This window comes from Moorena sp. SIOASIH, assembly GCF_010671925.1.
In the GTDB taxonomy this organism is placed as follows: domain Bacteria; phylum Cyanobacteriota; class Cyanobacteriia; order Cyanobacteriales; family Coleofasciculaceae; genus Moorena.
Window position 1 is genome coordinate 323711 of record NZ_JAAHIH010000005.1, and the last position, 23202, is coordinate 346912.

At 44.9% G+C, this 23202-nt stretch carries 22 protein-coding genes and 1 pseudogene; 11 read left to right on the forward strand and 12 right to left on the reverse strand.

Features of this window, described 5'->3' with window-relative positions; genetic code table 11:
• The first annotated feature begins 18 nt into the window (after positions 1–18).
• Both F6J90_RS28490 and psbU read left to right on the forward strand, forming a co-directional pair.
• A complete protein-coding gene (locus F6J90_RS28490; protein WP_293101429.1) occupies positions 19–204 on the forward strand; it encodes a hypothetical protein in 186 nt (61 codons plus the stop codon).
• Positions 205–536: 332 nt separating this feature from the next.
• Entirely contained in the window at positions 537–1031 is a 495-nt protein-coding gene (gene psbU / locus F6J90_RS28495; RefSeq protein ID WP_293103237.1) for a photosystem II complex extrinsic protein PsbU, read from the forward strand.
• A 654-nt stretch (positions 1032–1685) separates the two neighbouring features.
• Here the strand turns inward: psbU and F6J90_RS28500 are convergent.
• A complete protein-coding gene (locus F6J90_RS28500) occupies positions 1686–3710 on the reverse strand; it encodes an ABC transporter ATP-binding protein/permease (RefSeq protein ID WP_293101432.1) in 2025 nt (674 codons plus the stop codon).
• Between the two features lie 425 nt (positions 3711–4135).
• On the opposite strand from F6J90_RS28500, the gene F6J90_RS28505 reads away from it, so the two are divergent.
• From F6J90_RS28505 to F6J90_RS28520, 4 genes are all read left to right on the forward strand, one after another.
• Entirely contained in the window at positions 4136–4393 is a 258-nt protein-coding gene (locus F6J90_RS28505) for a cinnamycin family lantibiotic (protein WP_293101435.1), read from the forward strand.
• A gap of 154 nt (positions 4394–4547) precedes the next feature.
• Positions 4548–7781, forward strand: a complete 3234-nt coding sequence (locus F6J90_RS28510; protein WP_293101438.1) for a type 2 lanthipeptide synthetase LanM family protein — start codon at positions 4548–4550, stop codon at positions 7779–7781.
• 105 nt (positions 7782–7886) lie between these two features.
• Positions 7887–8834, forward strand: a complete 948-nt coding sequence (locus F6J90_RS28515; RefSeq protein ID WP_293101440.1) for a Nif11-like leader peptide family natural product precursor — start codon at positions 7887–7889, stop codon at positions 8832–8834.
• Between the two features lie 503 nt (positions 8835–9337).
• A complete protein-coding gene (locus F6J90_RS28520; RefSeq protein WP_293101443.1) occupies positions 9338–9721 on the forward strand; it encodes a DurN family substrate-assisted peptide maturase in 384 nt (127 codons plus the stop codon).
• 143 nt (positions 9722–9864) lie between these two features.
• Here F6J90_RS28520 and F6J90_RS28525 read toward each other — a convergent pair whose 3' ends face one another.
• Together F6J90_RS28525 and F6J90_RS28530 are read right to left on the reverse strand one after the other, a co-directional pair.
• Positions 9865–10008, reverse strand: coding sequence for a hypothetical protein (locus F6J90_RS28525; RefSeq protein ID WP_293101445.1), 144 nt, complete (start codon positions 10006–10008; stop codon positions 9865–9867).
• Positions 9993–13067: a plasmid replication protein, CyRepA1 family gene (locus tag F6J90_RS28530; RefSeq protein ID WP_366513902.1), complete on the reverse strand. Its 3075-nt coding sequence runs from the start codon at positions 13065–13067 to the stop codon at positions 9993–9995. Before F6J90_RS28530 ends, F6J90_RS28525 begins: the two co-directional genes overlap by 16 nt.
• 307 nt (positions 13068–13374) lie before the next feature.
• Between F6J90_RS28530 and F6J90_RS28535 the strand changes: the two genes are divergently transcribed.
• From F6J90_RS28535 to F6J90_RS28545, 3 genes and pseudogenes are all read left to right on the forward strand, one after another.
• A complete protein-coding gene (locus F6J90_RS28535) occupies positions 13375–13533 on the forward strand; it encodes a hypothetical protein (protein ID WP_293101448.1) in 159 nt (52 codons plus the stop codon).
• A 190-nt stretch (positions 13534–13723) separates the two neighbouring features.
• On the forward strand, positions 13724–14911 hold the full coding sequence (locus F6J90_RS28540) for an ArsB/NhaD family transporter (RefSeq protein WP_293103242.1): 1188 nt from the start codon (positions 13724–13726) through the stop codon (positions 14909–14911).
• A 222-nt stretch (positions 14912–15133) separates the two neighbouring features.
• A pseudogene (locus F6J90_RS28545) lies at positions 15134–15712 on the forward strand (Uma2 family endonuclease).
• Positions 15713–15816: 104 nt separating this feature from the next.
• Here the strand turns inward: F6J90_RS28545 and F6J90_RS28550 are convergent.
• The 3 genes from F6J90_RS28550 to F6J90_RS28560 form a co-directional block, all read right to left on the reverse strand.
• Entirely contained in the window at positions 15817–16146 is a 330-nt protein-coding gene (locus tag F6J90_RS28550) for a XisI protein (RefSeq protein WP_293101451.1), read from the reverse strand.
• Positions 16134–16310: an element excision factor XisH family protein gene (locus F6J90_RS28555; RefSeq protein ID WP_293101454.1), complete on the reverse strand. Its 177-nt coding sequence runs from the start codon at positions 16308–16310 to the stop codon at positions 16134–16136. The genes F6J90_RS28550 and F6J90_RS28555 overlap by 13 nt, the downstream gene beginning before the upstream one ends.
• Before the next feature lie 146 nt (positions 16311–16456).
• Positions 16457–16828, reverse strand: coding sequence for a hypothetical protein (locus F6J90_RS28560; protein WP_293101457.1), 372 nt, complete (start codon positions 16826–16828; stop codon positions 16457–16459).
• Between the two features lie 312 nt (positions 16829–17140).
• On the opposite strand from F6J90_RS28560, the gene F6J90_RS28565 reads away from it, so the two are divergent.
• Positions 17141–17338 carry a hypothetical protein gene (locus F6J90_RS28565; protein ID WP_293103245.1) on the forward strand — a complete coding sequence of 66 codons (198 nt, stop codon included), beginning with the start codon at positions 17141–17143 and terminating at the stop codon, positions 17336–17338.
• Between the two features lie 111 nt (positions 17339–17449).
• On the opposite strand, the gene F6J90_RS28570 is transcribed toward F6J90_RS28565, so the two are convergent.
• The 6 genes from F6J90_RS28570 to F6J90_RS28595 all read right to left on the reverse strand — a co-directional run bounded on the left by F6J90_RS28570 (position 17450) and on the right by F6J90_RS28595 (position 20880).
• Positions 17450–17590 (reverse strand): hypothetical protein, encoded by a 141-nt coding sequence (locus tag F6J90_RS28570; RefSeq protein ID WP_293101460.1) that lies wholly within the window; start codon positions 17588–17590, stop codon positions 17450–17452.
• Entirely contained in the window at positions 17587–18411 is an 825-nt protein-coding gene (locus F6J90_RS28575; protein WP_293101464.1) for a hypothetical protein, read from the reverse strand. Before F6J90_RS28575 ends, F6J90_RS28570 begins: the two co-directional genes overlap by 4 nt.
• Positions 18412–18459: 48 nt before the next feature.
• On the reverse strand, positions 18460–18777 hold the full coding sequence (locus F6J90_RS28580; protein WP_293101467.1) for an AAA-like domain-containing protein: 318 nt from the start codon (positions 18775–18777) through the stop codon (positions 18460–18462).
• Between the two features lie 251 nt (positions 18778–19028).
• The gene (locus tag F6J90_RS28585) at positions 19029–19151 is read right to left on the reverse strand and encodes a hypothetical protein (RefSeq protein ID WP_293101469.1); all 123 of its coding nucleotides are present in this window, start codon (positions 19149–19151) and stop codon (positions 19029–19031) included.
• A 494-nt stretch (positions 19152–19645) separates the two neighbouring features.
• Positions 19646–19924, reverse strand: a complete 279-nt coding sequence (locus F6J90_RS28590) for a hypothetical protein (protein ID WP_293101472.1) — start codon at positions 19922–19924, stop codon at positions 19646–19648.
• Positions 19925–19929: 5 nt separating this feature from the next.
• The gene (locus tag F6J90_RS28595) at positions 19930–20880 is read right to left on the reverse strand and encodes a class I SAM-dependent methyltransferase (RefSeq protein WP_293101475.1); all 951 of its coding nucleotides are present in this window, start codon (positions 20878–20880) and stop codon (positions 19930–19932) included.
• Positions 20881–21448: 568 nt separating this feature from the next.
• On the opposite strand from F6J90_RS28595, the gene F6J90_RS28600 reads away from it, so the two are divergent.
• Positions 21449–23185, forward strand: a complete 1737-nt coding sequence (locus F6J90_RS28600; protein WP_293101478.1) for a hypothetical protein — start codon at positions 21449–21451, stop codon at positions 23183–23185.
• The last annotated feature ends 17 nt before the right edge of the window (positions 23186–23202 follow it).

Genomic DNA, 23202 nt, shown 5'->3' on the forward strand with positions numbered 1-23202 from the left:
TTAGATCTATTTTAGGATTTGCTTAGGAATTCTTTATTCAGCGGTCAGGGGTCAGGGGTCAGGGGTCAGGGGTCAGGGGTCAGGGGTCAGGGGTCAGGGGTCAGCGGTCAGCGGTCAGGGGTCAGGGGTCAGGGGTCAGCGGTCAGCGGTCAGCGGTCAGCGGTCAGCGGTCAGCGGTCAGCCATTCGCAAAGCGTGGCCATAGGCCAAGGCCTTTAGCTGTTCCCGTAGCGTGGGCGTAGCGCTAATCGCTGATAACTGATAGCTGATAACTGATAGCTGATAGCTGATAGCTGATAGCTGATAGCTGATAACTGATAGCTGATAGCTGATAGCTGATAGCTGATAGCTGATAGCTATTAGCTTACGAAGCAACATTTGTCAATGAACTAGGGTGGTAACTTCTGGTGTTCTGGAAAAAGTTGAGGTCTTGTGTCTGGACTTCGATATTATGAGATGATGAGAAACAAAAATTAAACTAAACCCACAGAGATTAATTTCTCTTAGTGCTGTGTTGTGTAAGTAAGGAGTTTTATGATGAGAAAACTGGTTCATCTGGCAGTGTTATGCCTTCTAGTGCTTAGCTTGGGGTGCTTAGGCTTACCCCAAAGTGCGATCGCTTCCCCTATGTCTTCAGCAGACACATTTTCTTTAAATAACTTAACGTTGCCCTCATCTACCGCTTTAATCGCTCGGTCATCCAATAGCAATGAGGCTCAGTCACCCCAGAGCAATGCGGCTGATGCCAAGTTATCCACGGAGTTTGGTAAGAAGACTGACCTGAACAATACTCCTTTGCGTAAGTTTCGCAAATATCGCGGATTCTACCCAACCTTGGCTAGTAAGATTGTTAATTATGCTAAAGACGAGGGGGACTACAAGTCAGTAGAAGATGTTCTGAAAATTCCGGGACTAAGCGAACGCCAGAAGAAACTGTTACAAGACCAAATTGATCAAAAGAGTTTTACCGTGACTCCTCGGTCAGAGGTTCATAATGCGGGCGACGATCGCATTAATCCTGGCGTGTACTAATAACGCCATTGGTGGTTAACTTTAAATTTTTTGTAAGTATTCAGCTATCAGCTATCAGCGGTCAGCTATCAGCGGTCAGTAATCAGCGTGTCGCGTATCAGCGTGTCGCGTATCAGCTATCAGCGGTCAGTAATCAGTAATCAGTAATCAGTAATCAGCGTGTCGCGTATCAGCTGACGGCTGACGGCTGACGGCTGACGGCTGACGGCTGACGGCTGACGGCTGAATGCTTACAATTTTTTGTCTAACCCACTCTTACAAGAGTGGGTTAATTTTAACTAATCAATCTAGGACTTACACAGCTGATAGAAACATCAACAAACCTGGCTGCATCGCTTTTTTGATAATGTTTCGGTCAATTCTTGATCCGAAGTTCCAGGCAACTGCGGCGAAGTCTATTGGTAAGCATTCAGCTGTCAGCTATCAGCTATCAGCTTTTGAATGAAACAGGTAAGCATTCGTTTAATCTCACTTCCCTGGCCGAAAAGCCAGAAATTGATACTCTTTGGCTTTGAGTCCATTGAACTCGTCAGCGGGATAGCTTGTTTTAAGCTGACCGCTGACGGCTGATAGCTGAATACTTACGTCTATTGTTGTTACTGTACTACACAGACTTATAAATCACTTTAGCAATTTTTTCAAGAAAATTGGATTTCAAGAAAATTGGGGATTTGGGAGCTTCCCGAGCTCAATACCAACCTTTTGGGCTGGGATCACCTGCCAGCTAGAATCACTCGATAGTTCCAGAACTTGCTGATGGTACTTCAGCAGACTCTCTCGGTGACCAACACTGATAAAAGTGGTTTCGGTTTGCTGTAGTTCCTGGTAGAGATGCCGCTCGTTTTGCTGATCCAAGGCACTGGTTGCTTCATCCAAGAAGGCATAGCGAGGTTGATTCAGCAACAGTCTGGCAAAGGCTAGACGCTGTTGTTCTCCTAGGGAAAGAACACTACTCCAATCTAATTGGACTTCCAAACTGCCCACCTTGGCCAGCAGCTCAGAAAGGTTAACCCGATGCAGCACGGACTCCAATTCCTCCAAGGAACTGTCGCGGCTGGCATTTGGGTAAAGCAGCTGTTCTCGCAAGGATCCTGGAATCATGTAAGGACGTTGAGGCAAAAATAAGATGTCTTCCACGGCAGGTCGCATGATGCAGCCTGTTCCTGTGTTCCACAACCCAGCGATCGCTCTTAGCAAAGAACTCTTGCCACAGCCACTCGCCCCCATAATTAGTGTCCCCTCACCCGGTTTTACTGACAACGAGAGATCTTTGACCAAGGTCTGTTCGCTGTTAGGAGTTTGCAAGGTAATCCCTTCGAGGGCAAAGCAGTTGTCTTCTACTGTCTTAATAATGTTAGCAGCATTCTGTTGTGCTGTCGGCGCTTCCAAAACCTCCGCCAGGCTAGCTAAGCGATTAACCACCGCAGCAAGAGCACTAAGGGTATCAAACCGACGTACAATCACTGCAAGTGCCCCCGAAAGCTGAAAGCACAATATACTTGCTTGAGTAACTGTGCCTAACTCAACTTGACCACTAAAATACAATGATCCTACAGTCAAGTAAGGTATGATAAAGATAGAATTTTGATACGCTATGGTTAAGAATTCTATATTCCGCTCCCAGCCGATAATCAGATTTAGATTCTGCATCAGTTGAATAAATCGCTGCTTCACTAAACTCAATTCTTGATTTTCTCCACGAGAGAAGGCGATAGATTCAGCATTGTCGCGGATGCGAACTAAACTGTACCGGAAATTGGCTTCGTATTCGAGTTTTTCTCCGTTAAGATCAACTAACCGTTTACTCAAAAAAATCACGCTCAGGTTGACGAACAGGGAATAGACTACCATAGCCGTCAACAGTAGTTTAGAAATCGTCCAAAGAACGATTCCGTAAGCAATTAGATTAACAACTTGATTAAGTATAGCAACCCAAAAATCCAAGATGGTTTGAGTAAAAGATTCAACTTCTTTGGAGATGCGCTGGTCTGGGTTATCGATATCAAGATTTGTCTTGAGTTCGTAATAGGCTCTATTGTATAGATACTGATCGAGAAAATATTTGGTTAACCATTGTTGCCAGTCGAGACAGAGTCTCTTTTTGATGTAGTTGGAAAAAACCATTAAGGGCACAATGGCCAATAGGGAACTACTGTAGAGTAAGAGCAGGGTCAGGTAGTTTGATGCCTGGTGTCTAGCCATGACCGTGATCAAGTCCCGATTTAAGTAGCTGCTTAAGACATTCACCCCAGTACTTGATAGCAGTAACAACACTATCACTATTGACATCAACCATGGTTGCCAATGATCTTGTAACTGTTGCCTGTAGTAGGCAAAACCAGCAATGGTAGCCAGCAAAAGTAAACCAATGAAATAGATAGCTGGCGACTTATTGATCATGGCAACAGAGTCCACTAAACCGGGAGCAACACTATTAATTATTTCTGGAAAATAGTGCTGTCCTCCTAAGCTAATGAGGCTGACAAGAGTAAAAGAAATTATTAATAGGAATACTATTAGTAACAGTAATAGCCCTAGAAAAGTTCCTGTTTGATCCGATAGTGGATACCAGTAAGGCTGGACAAGCCCTAACAATCTTTGCCCAAACTTACCGTCAAATCTGTGGTTTTCACTCATATCTCTATAAATTCCCAGTTGTCGGAGGGGTGCAAGTGTCAATAATCATTCTGCTTATTTATTAAGCACAGGTGGAACCGGTGTATAGCCTGTAGGGTTTCACCCCCAATTTTTGATGTTTATTTTGCTTATCTGCTTACCAAGTCACCATACACCTATAGCAATTCTAAATCATTTGTAAAATATGCAAAATTGTAAATCATTACTGGGCAAGGGTTATAACGATAGCTTTGGGCAATATATTTCACGAATCATATAAAATTGCTATAGGGATACTTTTCTATAAAAATGTAACTTTTGATACAGAAAAAATACACGATATAAAAACATTTCAAGACTTCAGAGAAAAGTAAAAAAATGTAAAAAAAATGTTACCTAGAAAAAAATTATGCATATACTGATAAATGTCTGCTCAACAAGCAGATGGTAAAAATTACGGCCCATTGGGGGCACAAAGGAGCAATATAATGTCAACGGCTACCCTAGAAAAGGTACTGCACCAGGCATCTATTGACGCTGAGTTCCGTAGCGAAGTTCAAAATAACCCAGAAGCTTTTGGACTCTCAGCTACCACTACCCTACCTGAATCTGTTGAGAAGCAGGATCACGCTTTCATCGAGTTGTTAAATGCTTCCTTAGGGGAGTTTGATATCGCTGCTAGTTGTGAATCCACCTGCAGCTCCGGTCCATTGACAATTGTTTGCGATGGAACAACCAAAAACTAGTGATGGAACGACCAAGTAGGTTGTGACCGTTTCTAATCCAATAGGCTAGGTACCTGTCTAGGAGCTGGCATGACATCGGATTTTTTAAGATTAGATGTGATGCCAGCCCCCTTTGTTAACTGTTTATTAGTATTGCTTGGTAACTCTTGGGGTTATGGTTGACGATTCTGTGCTGGAGGAACTGGCTTGCCGAGCTAGTAATTTGGCTGAGCGAACTCTCATTGTTGAACGACTGGCTAAAGGCCAGGGGAAAGCTAGGTGTACCAACCAGCTTGAACCGTTGGATAGCTGGAACATCAAAAAACTGGTTGGCAAGTTGGCTGTGCAGGTGCTTAGGGATTCCTATGAGCAAGAAGGAAAAGTCAGTCAATCGATTATTGAAGACCTACAGCAACTGCTGACAGAGTATAAATTATACGAACGAAACTGGGACGAGTTGTCGGAAGCAGACCGATTGGAGTTCGTCAAACCTCACCGTCAGTGGCTAGAAACCTACCGCGCTGCGATCGCGACCTTGGATTTACCAAAAGGGGATTTTTTAGGGAGTTCCTGGTACGAACCCGATATCTACCACGGGAAATTGGCCATAGCCTGCGAACCCTTTCTACGGCTGTTGCACCAGAGATTGCAACCTTTATGTGATCAGCTTAAGGTGATCTCAAAGCAAGTCGTCAGTGACCTTCAAATTAACCTGCTTAATCGCTTTGAGCTGGCCTTAACCTGGACGGTTGAAGCCAATATTAATGTCTATTGTCTTCAGAATAAGATCGCCAAATCAGCCGATGATCCAGAGGCTTATCTGGCCTACCTGGAACAGACTTTTCAAGACGGTTGGAGTTATCACCGCTTTTATTTTCAGTTTCCTGTACTAGCACGTTGGTTAGCTCAGGTAACTGGTTTCTTGTGTGATTTTGGTGAGGAAGTGATTCAGCGTTTGGCTAGGGATTGCGAGCAAATCAGTGGGAGGTTATTCTCCGGGAAACCCATAACCCAAGTCAAATCCTTTAAGTTAGGCAACTCGGATTACCATGCTGGCGGCAAGAGCGTAGTGATCGTGGAACTGGAGCTGATTAACTCTGAGCCAGCAACAATTGTTTATAAGCCTCGCTGTATTCAATCTGAAGCAGCGATGCAAGGGCTGCTAGAAACCTTGACTAGGGATAAGGTGGTTGAGTTTGCCAGCTATGGAGTGCTCTGTCGAGATGGCTATGGTTATGCAGAGTTTATTGCTTCTGGTAAAAACCATGTCCAAAGTCAAGCTTCTGCTGAGGGATTTTATCAGCAACTCGGGGGATTTCTCAGCATTTTCTACATCCTAGGGGGAGGCGATCTGCATTTTGAAAACATCCTAGTTGCTGATGGGAAGGGGTTTATTTGCGACTGCGAAACGGTTTTGGAAGTGTTGCCCCTTGGCATGGACAAAATGCCCGGTACAGTACTCGATTCAGTTTTCAAGACAGGTTTGCTGGAATGGCCAGACCCGGAGGATAAAAATGAAATGAAATTGAGCGGGTCTAGGGGCGGCGACTCCTACGAAATACCCCATCAAGTTCCTAAAGTGAACGAGGCTAAGATGTCATTAGCCCTGGGTGTTGAATATCAATCGGGAATTCGGGTCGAATTCGAAGCAACCAATCGCATCTATTACCAAGGTCAGCTCGTACAGCCACAGGAGTACAAAGATGCCATTGTTGAGGGATTTAACCGAGTTTATAACTGGTTTCGAGAAAACCCCACTAAAGCCGCAACGTCCCTCCAAGACTTATTTTATCCCTCATTAGTGCGCTTCATTAATTGGGGAACCCAAGCCTATGCCAAGTTAATCATCGCCGCTCGCCATCCCAAATGTCTTGCCGAACCCCTAGAAGTGGATTTGCTGTTCAACACCTTAAAAGAGCATCAACGAAAGTGGGACAATCAAGGGAAACTGGCTGAGCTAGAACTAGCATCCCTGTGGCAATGGGATATCCCCATCTTCTCAGCTAAGGCAACTGGCTCTCTAGATTTAATCCACAATTACCAACAATCCCTGCCAGATGCGATCGCGATTTCCCCATTGGACAATGCACTCAAACGCATTGAAAAATTATCTGAGGAGAACCGAATCCGGCAGAACCAGTACATCTACAGTAGCCTATCCACAGACGAACTCAATAGTCCCTACTTTATCGCTTCAGCGGTTAATTACGCCCAGCAAATTGGTTGGCAGTTGTGGGAATTGCTCGAACCCGATCCGAGTAAGGCTCCATGGCAAACCTGCGACTATACAGCTACTGGAAAACGTGTGGTAGATATCGGGCCAGATATTTACACGGGTTCAGCAGGGATTTGCCTATTTTTGGCTTATCTCGATGCCCTTCACCCCCAGCCAGAATTTCGTCAAGCAGCAGAACGAGCCTTCAAGCACGCCATGGAGCACCCTAGTTCACCCTTCGTTGGGGCGTACCAGGGCACAGCTGGATTGATTTACCTGTTAACCCACCTGGCTCAGCTATGGGACAGACCAGAACTGCTGGAGCGGGCAGTAGAGTTGACTCACGAACTGATGCCACGGATTCCTCAGGACAAATACTTTGACCTTTTGCTGGGAGTCACGGGGGTGATTCCTGTCATGCTGGGGTTGGCAAACACCACTTCTGGCCAAGGGAGAGATAGTGCCATAGATTGTGCCGTACAGTCTGCTCAATATTTGCTCCAAGGGGCAACTCGCCAGGGGGACACCCTAAGTTGGGAGGGTGGGCGACCGGATCTAAACCAGCAGAATCTGACCGGTTTTTCCCACGGTTCGAGTGGTCCAGGGTGGGCACTAATTTTGTTAGGGTGTGATCTTGACAAGCAAGAGTACATTCAGGCTGGTCGTCAATGCTTTGCCTATGAAGCGACTCACTTTGATCGGGAGCAGAAGGATTGGTATGACCTGCGCAAATCGATCATGGTAGCTGACAGAAACGAACCCCATTTTGCCAATGCTTGGTGCAATGGGTCGGCGGGAATTGGTTTGAGCCGTATTGCCAGTTGGGCAGCTTTAGGGAAAAATGACGAAGATATTCTGCGGGAGGCTTACGCAGCTCTCAATGCTACTTTGCGGAATTTTGACAAGCTCGGTAACGATTCCCTATGTCATGGCAGATCCGGCAATGCCGAGCTATTGCTGCGGTTTTCTCAACTGAGGGACACACCTTATTTGCAGATGGAGGCTAACGTCCAAGCTCAGGCCCAGTGGCGTCGGTTTGAGAAAGCTCGCACGTGGCTCTGTGGTTCTACGACTAAGGATCTCTTTCCCGATCTAATGCTTGGAATCGCTGGAATGGGAATGCACTTTTTGCGGCTAGCCTATCCGGAGCGAGTCCCTTCCCCTCTGATGCTCGATCCGCCTCCATCAGCATAAGCCGATAGACCTAGATTGAGCTTAAAGATTGTGTCGGTGAAGGTAGACTCTGGGATTATCATTGTCGTGGTTGTAATTTTGTTGGTTTAACTGGTTGAAAAAGCTATGTCAAAAGAAGCGGTGGAGAAGTTTTATGAAGCTCTTGAAAATACAGAAGCATTGAGACAGCAAACTAAGGCCATCACAACGGAAGAAGAGCTGGTTAAACTTGGTGCCAATCACGGTTATTGTTTTACCAAAAAAGACATAGCAGCAGCAAATGCTTCTTATGTTCCCAAGAGTGACAAACCTCTGATTGCCATTGATTGTGCTCAGTCTGCTTCTGATCAGGGGTTCCCCCACGCTTATCACTACGAGTTTAAGTTTTCCGAGATTCCAGGGTTTGAGAAAATTGCTGAGGAGGTCGGAAAGCTCAAAATCAAGCCAGATACGGTGGATCTAGGGCTGTATGAAAAGAGTTTTTGGGAAGCAAATTTTAAATTTGCCGATGTTTCCCCAGCTGATCCAGAATTCCAACAGCGGTATCTCAAATCATTGCGCTCCTACCTGGATCAAGGTGTGGCTTCATCCCAGCCTGAATATGCCTGGAGTCAGTTCCACTTAATTAATCTGGATCGGTATGTTGACCATTCCCTTTACGAGGATTATTTTAGGACGAAAGTAAAGTTAATCGAACTCCTGGAAGGTTTCTTTGGAGCTGAAATTAGGTTCTCAGGAAGCTTATGGTATCCGCCGAATGCTTATCGGATGTGGCACACGAACGAAACTCAGCCAGGTTGGCGGATGTATTTCGTTGATTTTGATCGCTGTGAATTCAATGGGGATGGCAAACCATTTTTCCGCTACATGAATCCCGAAACCAAGGAGTTAGTAACCCTTGAGGAGAAGCCGAAAGTGGTTAGATTCTTCAAGATCGAAAGCGAGCCACACAAGTTGCTGTGGCATTGTATTGTTAATAAAACCCAAGCGAACCGGTGGAGTTTTGGCTTTAACGTTTCTGATAAATGGATGAATAAGTTACTGAAGCCTAATGTAAAATTGACAGTAAACTGATACAGTAAAAACTATGTTCTAAACTAGCATAAAAAATGCTTTCTGTGAAATACTCCTGTAACTTGTTGCTAAAGGAAATAATTATACCAATGCTGTACACATGGTATGATTAGGAACAATAGATGAAGGAGTTATACTCGTAAGCATTCAGCAGTCAGCCGTGAGCTTTTAGCTCACGCGTGCGCGTTCAGCCGTCAGCTTATTTTTCAAGTAGCATGGGCTATGGGCATAAACTGTTCCCGTAGCGTGACCACAGGCCTTTAGCCTTTAGCCTTTAGCTGATAGCCTTTAGCTGATAGCTGATAGCTGATAGCTGATAGCTGATAGCTGAATGCTTACTTACACTCTTCTTGGGTAAACTTAAATATTACTTCATCAAACTTATCCATAATGAGCAAATTTATAATGATAAAATTTACTAGTAATGGGAAAAAAGCTAAGTTTGGATAAGTTCTATAAAGAAGACTCGAACACATTACTAAAAAAAACTACTCGAAGACACTATGGTCAAGATCAAGCAGAATCCTAAAGAATATAGAGAAGATAAAGATAAAGGTGGTGACAGGGATGAAATTCGGCAAATACAGATATTGATGCTCTTGTGTTTATGTCTGTCCTCTGAAGGCACGCTCTACGACTTGCTGAAAATGGCATTGGAGACCCCTGGACAGCGGACATTGAATCGGGTAACTCCACCGGAAGATGTTAGTATAGATGGTCTATTTGAATGGTTGGGTGAGCTGTTTGGTGAAGCAGAAGTGACAGAAGGAGAAAGGGATTTGCTGCTCTGGCAAAACGATATCAAAAATATGTGGCCAGCGATTAGTGAGCTCAAAGCAATCGAGGAGAAGCTTGGGTTTAAGATTAGCATCGAAAAGAAGAGCTAAGCTGTGCAGAAAGTTCACTATCAGTACCTCGTTTCCTGACCAGCTACTAATCATAAAAATCAAGAAGTAAGCATTCAGCTATCAGTTATCAGCTTAAGCGCTACGCGCACGCGTGCGCGTTCAGCTAATGGGCTACGGGCACGCTACTGTTCGCGCAGCGTGCGCCTATTGCGATCGGTGCTTTTGAATAAAATAAGCTGACCACTAACCACTAACCACTGACGGCTGACGGCTGACGGCTGAATGCTTACATCAAGACTAAACATTAAGACTAAACATTCAAACACAATTGAACATAATTACTGGTTTCTGAATCCACTGACTGAGTGTTACCGGACCTAGGGGATAAACTATTATCCAGCCAACTCTGACTAGTGCGTAACCTTTGACCATCACTAGCTAACCACCTCTGGAACACTTCCATGCGACCATCTTCTGGACTAACTAGCTGATAAACTCTGAACCGCTTTTTTCCTTGGCTCTGATAACGAATACACTGTAAGCCATAGCCGATTTTATCTAAGAAACGCCTGATAATAACAATCGGAGTTGCTTTTTTAGCTAGTCCTATTCCCATGATGGTTTTGATAGCACAACGGTTTGCTAATGCGATCGCAGCCATCTCCTGCAAGTCCTGATCAGTATTTTTGAGTTCTCGTTCCAGATTTTCTAATAGAATTGGTATCCCCAAAACTTTCATAGTACCAATCATTGCTCCTAGCACAGCACGATTGAAGTCCGGTAGAAATATACTCCCTTGACCTTGCTCAATTAACAGTCGCGCTACCTTAGCATCCCGTTCTGCCAGATGTTGCCGACCTAGGGTAAGAAAATAATGGAGCCGTAGCTGCTGATACCAGCCTTGGTCATCTTTGAGTACTAGTTCTGGTGTGACTGGGATGCGATAACGCTGCGTTAAATCGTACTTCCGTAGTGAGCGACGCTCCGATGGTGTTTTGACTAGGCATTTGCTAATCTTTTGATATTGGCTATAACTGAAGTCTTGACTAAATGCGATCGCATTACACTCAGCCTGATAGTTTTGGTCTCTAACTGCAGTAATAGCTGCCATCAGAGCATTCTGTGCTCCCAACTCTTCCGGTTGGGGTAAACCCTTAGACTTCTTTTTCCCAGCTTTAGTGGAACTGGCTGGGGAAACATCCATCACCAGATGACCTTCAGCACGCAATCCTGCTAGCACGGATTCCCGATAGTTCACCATTGCGGCATTGAATCGGACAGCCATTCTAGCCCAGCACATCAAGGATTCTGCTTGAAAGCCTGTATCTAAATCATCCACAGCATCGAAATCCGATTGTTGTAGCAACCGAATATTCATTTGGGTCAAACGCTGTCCAGATGCCAGCAGTGAGGATAGAGACGTGGAGCCATTACCCACTTGATTAAAGCCATAAGGGGCTACCCAGATGAACCGGGGTAGATTTTCTCGGATTCGCCCTAAGGTTTGTCTGACACTATTTTCTCCTTGCACCCCTTGGGCAATACACCACACAGAGGTAAAATGTCCCCGCAGATCAATACTCACTCCCGTTTCAATAGCAGGACTAGCTAATACAATGTCATAGTCCCCTAAAACATTGTTGAGGTTATTGATACACCCCATGGCTGGATGACTAGTTTCACCAAGGGATTCCGAATCAATGCGCAATATCCGGAGGTCGGGAAATTGCTTTTTCAGGTACGCTTCTAGAGTGCAGGTACCCCATTGGCTCTTCGGTTTTTGAGCCGAAAGACACACAAAGGGTTTGCCTCCTTGAGCAATGTGTGCTTCTAGCTCTCGCACTAGTCTTTTTGGTGTGCTATCGGTATAGTTATGAACTTGCCAGGATTGATCAATGTTGGGTTTCCAGTCATTCTCAATGATAAAGGGTTCCAGGTTAACTCCAGACAAGCTCAGTAAGTAATCTATCGATATATCACTCAAGTCCGCATCGGCAATATAAACTTGACCAGACCCCCCCAAGACATTCTGGATTAGGGTTTTCAGGGATTTGAGAATAGCAACGCGATTACTCTGACAGGTGCTAGAGTTCAATCCATGCCAGAGCACTTGCTCCACTTCATCGATAATCACTACGCCATCAGACCAGTTAGCGGCATTGAAGCGAGCCTGAGAATTCCCATGCAAGGAGTCGAGACATAAACCATAACCTAACACCCCTTGCTTTTGGTCATCCCTGACCTCAGTGATATACTTGATGCCAAAGCGTTGGCACAATGCTTCTACTAATCGCACCCGATGACCAAGCACTAACACCCATTGCTTTCGGGCTAGGGCTTGAGAGACAATTTTTTCCAGTAGTTGGGTTTTTCCAGTACCCTTAGGGGATTTAATCCCAATCAGTTGGGCTGTATCCGGAATCGGAAGTTCTTGCAGATAGCGGCAATTTACCTTAAAGTTAGCTCGATAGGTGAGCTGGCTTAGGGATTTAGCTTTCCAAGTATCCAGGGGGAGTGCTCGTTGGTAAACTTGCTCAAAGGTCTTCTGACCTTGATCAGCAATTAAATCATCTACCCCTTTGCCTAGCTGGGCATCCCAAGTGATGACCTTAACAGGGCAACCTGCTTGATTGAGCAGATATCCCATTCTACGAATCGCAGCATTGACAGCTTTGATGGTATTCGGTTTCGAGTCTTGGTCAAAGACTATGTAAATCGGTCGCTCCGGAGTAGCTAGTTTCCGTAGTTGGGGAATCAGGTCAGACTTTCCAATCCGATTTCCCTGGGCATCCCTACGGATTCGATACCCACCATTAATTCCTGGTAATGCGATCGCAGCGTAACCAGCAGTGAGTAAAGCTCCAGCTTTTTTAGCCCCCTCAGTAATACACAAGGGAATCGAGGGGTGAGAGATTAGCCACTGCCAAAACCCTAGATCCGGTTGATTGTGGTCAAGGTCTGTGGGGAGAATGGTAAAATCATTGCGTTCAGCAATCCGTTGCCACAGGTGGAAAGGTACTCGCAGAGCAAACAAACCTGTGGGAGTTTTGGGGGGATGTTCATATTTAATTAGCTTCCTAGTTTCCCCACTCTGACGGGGTTGGCTGGGTTTGAAACAGCCCCAAATATCCTCCTGACCAGTAAGCAAGTCAATACCAGAACACCACCATCCCCCTTGTTCGAGGTGTTGATAGCGTTCCAGAATCGAGTTTAGCACTCGACCATCATTGCGTCTGGGCAGAGAGTCGGAATAGAAGAGATACTCAAATGGGCTAGAGCCTTCGAGAGACCTTACATTGAGGCGAGTCAGCTGTTCATCAACACTACTAGCTGTCCACTCCTGGATATGGTTCATGGGTTTGGGGAAGACTCTGGCAGATGTCACGCTATATCTAGTGGTTTTATTTTTAACTTTAAGGAATATAACACTATTTGTGACCTAAGAGTTCATTTTACCTAATGCTTTAGGTTTTGTTTACAGTTGACCCTTGACGGTTGATAGTACCATAAAATCATCACTTATCCCTACGTAAGAATTCAGCAGTCAGCCGTGAGCTAAAAGCTCACGCTACGCGAACAGTCGTTCGCACAGCGTGGCACAGGCTTTGGCCTTTGGCCACGCTGTGCGAACGACGCTGTGACATAACTCAGCATTATTCGAATGCTGACCTGTTGTCTTGATGCAATAGCGAGTGGGGGAAACCACGGCAGTCGCTCATGGCGCATGGGTCTGTGTGCGGAACCTGCGTCCGCACCGCTGTTTGCCCCGTGGGAACCCCCAAGACCGCGCTGCCTCCCCAAGACCGCGCTGCATCGCTTATTCAAAAGCACCTCAAGTAGCGTGCGCGTAGCGCATTACCTGATGACTGATCAGCTGATAGCTGATAGCTGATGGCTGAATACTTACTCCCTACCATCGGATTACCAGTCATTAGTTATTAGTTAGATAGGGATCCGTGTAGGAATTGTGATAATTTTTGTTCCCTACTCCCTACTCCCTACTCCCTACTCCCTATTCCCTATTCCCTATTCCCTTTGCTATTGCACCATATTCCCATAGTCTGGGCGAGAGTTGGAAACGCCACTTTCACCCTTATTTCTCTAATTATTCTTGCCCTAAGTTTAGGTCAAGCAGGTTGGTTTCGGTGGTTAGCGCTTCACATAGCTAATTGGGGATGTGGTCGTGGCCATTTGCTTTTCTCCTTAATAATCCTAGTCGGGATGTTATTGAGCAATGTGTTTACTAACCTAGCCACGACTATAGTCTGGACAGCTGCTGTGATGGAAATTTTGCTGCTGCTTGGCTTTAGTGCCAAAGCTACTCTGGCATTTGTGTTTACTAGTGGTTTTATTACCGATGCCGCTAGCTTACTACTGCCGATGAGTAATCCAGTAAATCTGATTTATGTTGATTATTTACAGATTTCCTGGTTGCGCTATGTCATGGTGATGTTGCCCGTAACCGTTGCCACAATAGCCACTAGTATCATCATTCTTTGGTTCTATTTTGAACCCCAAATCCCCCTGACCTATAACCTTGCCCGTCTACCACCACCTAATCGTGCAATTCGAGATTCCTTAATCTTTAAATTGAGTTTTCCTATTTTAGGACTACTCCTAATTGGCTACTTGTTCGCAAAAGTGCTAAATTTCCCCATTGCCTGGATTGCTGCTATGGCAGCTTTAGTGATGGTGGCATTAGCAGCACGTTCCTTTAACGGTCGTGCTATTACACTTAGTTATATTTTACAGCTAGCAGGTCAACTGCCATGGCGAATTATTTTACTTATCCTAGTCCTGTTTCTATTCGGCATCGGTTTGGACAATCTGGGCATAACTGCTCTGTTAAGCCAGCGGTTGGAAATCCTTTCTAATTGGGGACTCACTTTAGCGGCTAGTGGTAGTGGTTTCCTAGCCACATTTCTTGCCAGTGTACTGAACAATTTCCCAACAGTACTGCTGAATGCTAAGGCAATTGAAAGCATTACCGATATTGATCCAGCTGTCAAAGAAGTGATGATATACGGTAATTTAATTGGCTGCGACTTAGGAGCAAAACTTACTCCCTTAGGAAGTCTATCAACTCTACTTTGGTTGAAGGTCTTGGCTTTTAGAGGAATCCAAATCAGTTGGGTTTATTATATTCGTTTAACCTTCATTCTTACCATGCCAGTTTTATTTGTCAGCTTGCTGAGTTTAGCAATTTGGTTACCATGGCTAATTGCTTGATTATATAGCGGTTTTCAATTAGGTGAGGTGCATTTTTTAGGGAGTAGTAGGGAGTAGGGAGTAGGGAGTAGGGAATAGGGAATAGGGAATAGGTAAGAGAGAATCAGGCAAAAATATTGTGTACATCATTAGACTAAAAACCGCTATAGATTTAGTTTAAATCTCAGCTTTAAATGCTCTCTACTATAGATATTAATTCCCTGGGGTTTGTGACCAATGACAATGATTATTCAAAACTCTCCAAATCAAAACTCAAAACTAGTGTCATTGGAAGCATTTATTAAATTACCAGAAACAAAACCTGCTAGTGATTACATTGATGGCCAAATTATTCAGAAACCAATGCCACAGGGAAAACACAGCAGAATTCAAGGGGAATTGGTTACTGATATTAATGTAGTGGTGAAGCAAGAACGAATTGCTCGTGCTTTTCCATAAATTCGGTGTACTTTTGGTGGACCCTCAACCGTTCCGGATGTATCTGTGTTTGTTTCCCAGAGAATTCCTCGTGATGACAATGGCGAAATTGCCAATGTTTTCCAGGCAGCGCCTGATTGGACAATTGAGATTCTTTCACCTGACCAAAGTCAAACCAAGGTGACAAAGAATATTCTCCATTGTTTAACGTATGGCACGGCAATGGGCTGGTTGATTGATCCAGAAGAGCAAACGGTTTTCGTTTATCGTCCAAAACAGCAAATCGAAGTGTTTGATCAATCATCCTAGCAAATTCCTGTTCCATCCTTTGCTAGGGAGTTAAGCATTACTGTGGGCGATTTGTTTAGTTGGCTATTGGATTGAAGCTATAATGGTAGGGTGGGCAAAAATTTATCGCCGATAAGCTTAATGGAGAAAATATCTTACTTTTTGCCCACCCTACGACTAAACTGCTTTTCTGTAACAGGCTACTGGTGAGCATATCCAGTAAATTGCCTTTTGAAGGGCGACTTAAATCCTAAAACTATATCCTGTTGGGGAACTCCTGCTTCAACTAACTCGTTAGCTACTCCCACTTCAGTGCCATCACTCTGAATCCAAATTTTGTTATCTTTGATATCAATATGAATTAAGCTTCCGTATTCCCGTCGTTGGTCATACCAGCCCACTATCATCAGTAAATAGTGATTGCGCTCACTATCAAAAATCATTTGAACTTCTGTATCATCATCGTTAAGGTTGATAGCGTGGGTTTTCAGGATTTTTTGGACTAATTCATGATAGTTCAAGGTTTCCATGCCGTTCCAGCAACTTTGATGTGTAAAGGATCGTTGGTGATCACCCAGCTATCTTTTTCTAGGGCTAACCGGAAGGTGTTGTGAAAAATATCCTTGGCTGGCATAGACAGATGAGCAATTGGAAATGACTTAGGATTTTTAAGATTTATTATAACTGAGATCAATATAAAAAATTCCTCCCGCGCTCTACCGTAACGTAAGCATCGGGAGGAATTTCAGCGGAATTATTGAATTGAAGCTATAGGGTAAGAGTTAAACAAGGTTTAACTACTGTTGGTCACACTCGCCTACCCCAAAGTTAGCTATGTCCCTAACGAACTTCGTTGGACTTACATTCATAAATGCCGTCACCGTTGGTTTTGTAGATATAGCCAAGGAAAGATGGTCCGCTTTCCCACTTCACGTAGCAGCAGCTGCCTTCCTCAAAGTCAGCTTCGTCGCTACCGCCTACTGGGTTGTGTGAGCAGATTTTTGTCTTAGGCGCACCGCAACCTGATGCGGTAGAAACATCCCAATTTCCCAGGTAAACACCGCCATTTTCCGGAGTAGTTAGACCTACACATAGGTCTCCATCGGACATGGTTGCTGCGAATGCTGGCTCAACCACAGGTGCAAGCACAAACAACAATGCGGCTAGGCTACATAGTAAGATGCTGAAAAATTTCTTCATTTTCAATCTCATTCTTGTTTTAGTGTTAACGTAGCAGGGGCATCCAGGTCATTGATCAAGGTCATTGATTGTCCCCTCTATAACTAAAACGATCTCACCAGGCAGTTTGTGACATTTTTTTCGACTTAGAGTCCTGTTTTAAGAACTTCCGCCGCTAAAATCTGGGACCAGGTACAAACAGATTGGCCACTTTAAACTCTGTCTGATTGCGGAAGTCCTTTCCCCTGGTACAGAAGGTAGCGATTAGCCCGAAGGGCTACGCTACGCGAACGCGGTAAAAAATTTAGACACTACCGCCGCCTTGATACCCTTAGGGAATATCTCCTGATTGATTCGGAAACCATGAGCATTGAATGCTACCGACTTAATGATAGAGGCAAATGGGAACTTACCACTTACTTGATGGATGAAACCACAAAAGACGCAACAGAACCGGATGTACATATCACCAGCATTGACTTTGACTGTCCTCTATCCCAGCTCTATGAAGATGTTGAGTTTTTTGAAGACCAAGACGATTAATTACAGGTTTTTGGTGAGCAAAAACTCATTTACTGGCTGGTTTAGCCTAGCGCTATAGTTAAGCCATGGCAATACTATAGCCACTCAATCAATTTCTAGCGCAGTGCTGACTTACCTGACCTCTGCTGAAGTCTTAACTATCACCCTACCAGTATTGCCAGCACCAAACACCTGAGCAGTCAAGTTTGAACCGCTCGACTGGGAGTCAGGTTGGTACTGAGCAGAATTGGTATTGTAAATATAAGTACTCAACTTTCAGCACTTTCAGCACTTTCAGCAGCTCTTTTTTCCGCAATTTCAGCAGCTCTTTTCTTAGCTTCCGCCAAGGCTTCCTGCTTATCTTCTTTCCGAACTTTGCAGAACCGTGGGGCCTGATCCATTGGGGGTGCCAATTCTTCCACAAACGCGAAGGCATTTTTGTGGGGAAGGAATCGGGCTTTGACCTGGATGAATTTTGGCTTGCCCTGGTCTTTGAGCTTGGGATTGAATCGGAATGGTTTGACCGGGGAGTCCCGCCAGAATAATGGACAGTGACCAGCCTTCAGTACCCGAGTTCTTTCTGTAGCCTGGTGGGTTTTGAGATAGTTCACTAATTGTTCACTGTGGTTCCTAAAAACTGACACACAGGGAACTTTACAAACAGGGATGAACTGCCACAATCCAGCCAAGATGAAATACCCATTGCCAATCGCTTCAGCCCAAGCATGGGGTCTGTCTTCTTGTAAAATCCCAATTACCTCAAACCGGATATCCTGGAATTTGTTCCTATCTGGGAAGTGGATCGGCTTAGGATATACCACGAGGCGATGCTCTCGGTTTCCGGCCTCTATGTGCCCCTTGAGAATATCCAGCACATACCTTTTCCGGTTGTGCTTAAGCAGAAAAAAGAGTGGGTAAGACTTACCCTGAATGGTAATGGTAGGAATTTTCTCAGACAAATCTACCTCACCAGTTACAACCCCAACAGCCATAAACTTTGGTTCTGATGGCTGAATTAGTTCAATTGGTTGAGATGGTTTTACTAATTTCCTGGGAATCTCTGGTTTTTTGATTAGAGTTAGAATTTCTGACATAATTAAAAGTGATTGTTTATGTTCTTAACAAAAGACATCTAAAGAAATCTAGGAAATGGATCGAATACCTTCCCTGCCAACTGCAAGACGAAAATAGAGACGATACAACTGACAGCTTGGCTTCGCCTGATTGCCATCGAGTCTCACCAACCCCATACTTTCTATAGGTGCGCTCTTACCATTAAGAATTAAATTCGCCACGGGTCGCACCTGCTCATAGCCAGTAATCCCTTCTATCGACACCTCCTGATTAGTCCTAACAACCTGTTTCAGTCCTGAACCCAATTGGGATACATCTGTGAGCATAACCAGAAGACCTCGTAGATGGTGGCTATCAATTTTCCCTAGTGTAGGTGCTGCTTGCAAGAACTCCTTTTATGTTATCTCTCTGACGAGAAAGGTGATAAAGGCCAAGGCTGGCCAGATCAGGATATCCTCCTCCCATGGCTATTAGTCCAATTCGGTTTGACTGCTATTAGTCCAATCAATACCATAGTGCTGCCCTAAATTCTGCCCATGCTTTGGCATAACCGGCTTTGGGCGCTTATTAGACTTCGCCGCAGTTGTCGGGGGAAAGGGGAAAGGGTAAAGGGATTAGATTTGAGTCTACCCCGAGCCTATTGATGCCAAAATTCCAGCATGGGCAATAGGTCTTGGGCAATAGGTCTTGGGCAATAGGTCTTGAGCCACCTCAGTTCCATGTCATAAATTGGCTGGTTTTTTGAGGATATAGGAGGCATAATGCAGAATTCAGGAGAATAATTCCGAAATTATTGGTTAATTACCCATTAAACTCTAATTAATTCCAAATTAACTTAAAAATTAAGTTATTATGGCTCCTGACTCCTGACTCGAAGCTCCTGACTTGTGGATCAAGTTAGTTATGTCGAACTCAGGTTGGGCAAGACTAGGATACTCGACAAGCACCTGGACTTGATTCACAAGATTTTTACTTTTTTTTCATAATTCACCAAATCTTCACATTTATTTCAAAAAGGCTTGCAAAAAATTTGGGTAGTCTTCATGATAAATTTATAAAAATTATACTGATTTTTTCATATAGTTACTTATATAACCTAACTGGGTTGTTTTTACAGCACCTTTGAACGGCACAGGAAGCTGCAAACCGCGAGTCAATCCCAAACTAGTTCATTTGGGATTGACTCGTAATTATCAGTATTAGCCACTGCATCAAGAGGGATTGCTACAACCTTTAGGTGCGACCCGTGGCGAATTAAATTCTTAATGGGTCAAGCGCACCTAAGACTTCTTTCAGAACTCGGGAACAGGGATCAGGGAAAAGGAAACAGGGAACAGGGAACAGGGAACAGGGAACAGGGAACAGGGAACAGGGAACAGGGAACAGGGAACAGGGAACAGGGAACAGGGAACAGTGGACAAGAGTTGCTGATTTGACTTCCCAAACTTCCCACGCGCCCCCGCCCCACTCCCCACACTTCCCACACTCCCCGCGCCCCACGCGCCCCCGCCCCACTCCCCACACTTCCCCCACTCACCTCAACCAGGTTTTGTAGCAATAATAGTGCGGTGACGAGGATCGCTGGCCACCGTGGTCTGATAGTCAAAACCAACTTTAATCATCGCCCCTTCTACATTAAAGCTGTAGTAGTCATCACTCCAAGGTTCTGTACTTTTCATCAACACAAACAGTGCAGGGGGGAGATTCTGGATGACTGGGGAGGCAGGATTATTGTCTACAACACCAAGGCAGCCACCAGGTCGTAGAATCCGTAGCACTTCCGAAAAAATTTCCTCTGTTGCTTGGCGCGGTAGTTCGTGGATCACAAACTGTAACGTGACCACATCAAATGAATTGTCGGGTAAACCGGTGTCCTCTCCTTTGCCATGGATCCATTCTGATATTTCTGCTGTCTCATCCATGGTCTTGGCCACAGCCAGCATATAAGGGGATAAGTCTAACCCAACGGTGCGGATTTTGCCCTTTTTAATCCTGGAGTAGTAGTGGTGTAGCGTTAAGGTAGAGATGCCAACTGAGCAGCCAATATCTAGGACATCTGTGACTATCTCGGGATTATACTGTCCTAGTACTTTATGAAAACTACTTCGTAATCGTTCTTGTGCCGAAAGCCAAGTGAGTTTTTCATCGCGCCAAACCCTCAACCCCATAGCCTGGGTAGCACTGGCAGCTTCAAAGGCAGCTTCCCAGCATAGGTTTCCCTGGTCATAAGCATGGAAAGGGACTTTGTAGTAGTCTGGGTAGACCAGGCTAGGGTTAGTAATCTTGGATAGTAAGGTCTTTGCTCCTGATTTTTCTAACTCCTGGTAGTTTTTCCGCCACTCAATCCCATTTTTTTCTGCGGTTTTAATTAGCACCTGTCTGGCCTGGTATTGCATCACCTTGTAGATCGGCTTGGTGTCGATCAACAGATTAACGAACCGGGAGAGTAAGTCATCCCCCGCCCAGTCTGGTTTGAGCTTGTCCTTCATCAGTATTAAAAAATTATCCCAATGATTAGCTCATCTAATTATTTCATAGCGGTATTATTTCTCTGCCCCAGCACAGATTTCAGTTAAAGTAACTATACAGTGGCATCAACGATAATGAAGTATTGACTCTCCCCGCTTTAAAAAGACGGGGATTAGTTAAGAGTCCATAAAAGAACTTTTACAGGCGTAGTCAAAGCGCCCCTACTGAGTTCTGCCAATTTAATTTTGACAGTTCCCGCTACTTTTTTAAGAGAAAATTAGGCTTTCCGGGTACTACCACAATTGTCAGTACCATACGCTCTGCGATCTGCAATTATTTACCCGTTCACAAGAGGATTAACGCAATGCAATCATTGAGGGTCGGTATTTCTCCGGTACTAGAATCGCTTCATCACGTAGGCGTTTATCCTTACTCACTTCTTAATTATACCACGGCAGGTGAGCAATCCCTCACCTGCCGTGTCGCGTTTCCACCCCGGATTAAAATCACGGGGCTACCACGCTCCCGCGTTCTTCCGTGTGGGAGAACGTTACGTTTATTCCTACCTACAAATAGAATTAATGGCTAATGATTCTTAACAACCCAAAATCCCAAGTGGACAAGAGCTGGAGTAGTTGGGTCATAGTTCTATTACTGCTGGTGTGGATAGCGATCGCAGCAGGTTTACGGTTTACCTATCTGGCCGGAAAACCCCCCTGGTCAGATGAATTTGCCACCCTAGTGTTTAGCCTGGGCAATAGTTTTCGCAGGGTACCGCTGGATCAGGTGATTACTTTAGATACCCTCTTAGCTCCCCTCAAACCAAACTCTAGTGCTAGCATCAATTCCGTTATTAATAACCTAATCACAGAGAGTAATCACCCACCACTGTACTTCGTCCTCACCCATCTGTGGCTGAAGCTGTTTCCAGCCCATGGGCAATTGGTATCCCTGTGGGTAGCGCGATCCTGGAGTGTGCTACTGGGAGTGATTTCCATTCCAGCCATGTTTGGCTTAGGTTGGTTAGGGTTTCGCTCTTCCCTGGTGGGTCACTTCGCAGCAGCACTGATGGCTGTTTCACCCTATGGCATCTATCTGGCCCAAGAAGCTCGACACTACACTCTAGGGATTCTATTAGTTATCGCTTCAGTCAGTTGTTTAGTGTACGCTGCGCGATCGCTTCAACGGCAGACTCCCTTGCCGATTTACATAGCATTAATTTGGGTAATTGTCAATAGCTTGGGCATAGCTGTCCATTACTTTTTCGTCCTGGTGATCGCAGCTGTAGGACTGGTAATGCTTGGGTTACGGATTGGGTCAGGGGGTTCAGTATTTTCTTGGAAATACTGGTGGCGAATTTACGCGGTAGCCCTCGGGACATTAATGGGAGTCTTAGTTTGGCTGCCAATTTTGCCACGCCCCTCCAGTAATCGTTTGACAGAGTGGGTTCACCAAGACACAACCCTGAGCAATTTGCTCGAACCTGTAGCTAGACTGTTGTCTTGGCTGATCACCATGGTAGTGATGCTGCCAGTAGAAGGGCAATCCCTACCGATTATAGTCACCTCTGGACTAGTAACAGTAATATTAGTGCTCTTGATCGTGCAACTGTTGCGTCGAGGACTCAGAATTCAGAGCTTACACTCCCAGACTAAGGTCATGACTCAGGTTTTGGGCGGTTTCCTGGTGGGAGCGATCGCATTATTCTTATTAATCACTTACGGTCTTGGGATTGATTTGACCTTAGCCGCTCGTTACCAGTTTGTCTACTTCCCCATCGTAATTATGTTACTAGCAGCAAGCTTTGCCAGTTGTTGGAGAGCTGCCCAAGGCAAAGATCAGCAATGGGTAGCACTAATCCTGTTGATGGGATTGGTAGGTGGAGTCATAGTCGCATCCCATGTCAGTTACCAAAAAGCCGATCGACCAGATCTTGCGATCGCTAAAATGTTAGAGATTAGTGATGGCCAGTCTCAATCCCTTCCAGTCCTGATTGCTACAGTTCACAAAAGCCATGAACAAACAGGAGAAATCATGGGCTTAGCGTGGGAATTGAACCGTCGCCAGGTTGTTGATACTGCCATTAATTCACCCCAGTTTCTCTTGGCACATAAAGACACCGAGCCAAGGGTGGCTACAGAAACGCTACAAAAAACTGTCGCTCAACTGCCCAAACCTTTAGAATTGTGGGTAGTCAATTTTTCTGCCTCTGTTGAGTTAAAATCCCAAGGTTGTATTAAGGATAAACAATCTATATCCAAAGTCCCTGGTTATCGATTTCGACGATATTACTGTCAGAACTATAGGGCTGGAGCCAGGGAATAAGCGAGAGTGGTAAGCAT

Excerpts from the sequence above, each read along its gene's own strand:
- psbU (WP_293103237.1), top strand. The coding sequence starts at position 537 with ATGAGAAAACTGGTTCATCTGGCAGTGTTATGCCTTCTAGTGCTTAGC.
- F6J90_RS28505 (WP_293101435.1), top strand. The coding sequence starts at position 4,136 with ATGTCAACGGCTACCCTAGAAAAGGTACTGCACCAGGCATCTATTGAC.
- F6J90_RS28510 (WP_293101438.1), top strand. The coding sequence starts at position 4,548 with ATGGTTGACGATTCTGTGCTGGAGGAACTGGCTTGCCGAGCTAGTAAT.
- F6J90_RS28515 (WP_293101440.1), top strand. The coding sequence starts at position 7,887 with ATGTCAAAAGAAGCGGTGGAGAAGTTTTATGAAGCTCTTGAAAATACA.
- F6J90_RS28520 (WP_293101443.1), top strand. The coding sequence starts at position 9,338 with ATGGTCAAGATCAAGCAGAATCCTAAAGAATATAGAGAAGATAAAGAT.
- F6J90_RS28550 (WP_293101451.1), bottom strand. The coding sequence starts at position 16,146 with ATGGAAACCTTGAACTATCATGAATTAGTCCAAAAAATCCTGAAAACC.
- F6J90_RS28560 (WP_293101457.1), bottom strand. The coding sequence starts at position 16,828 with ATGAGATTGAAAATGAAGAAATTTTTCAGCATCTTACTATGTAGCCTA.
- F6J90_RS28575 (WP_293101464.1), bottom strand. The coding sequence starts at position 18,411 with ATGTCAGAAATTCTAACTCTAATCAAAAAACCAGAGATTCCCAGGAAA.
- F6J90_RS28585 (WP_293101469.1), bottom strand. The coding sequence starts at position 19,151 with ATGCCTCCTATATCCTCAAAAAACCAGCCAATTTATGACATGGAACTG.
- F6J90_RS28595 (WP_293101475.1), bottom strand. The coding sequence starts at position 20,880 with ATGAAGGACAAGCTCAAACCAGACTGGGCGGGGGATGACTTACTCTCC.
- F6J90_RS28600 (WP_293101478.1), top strand. The coding sequence starts at position 21,449 with ATGATTCTTAACAACCCAAAATCCCAAGTGGACAAGAGCTGGAGTAGT.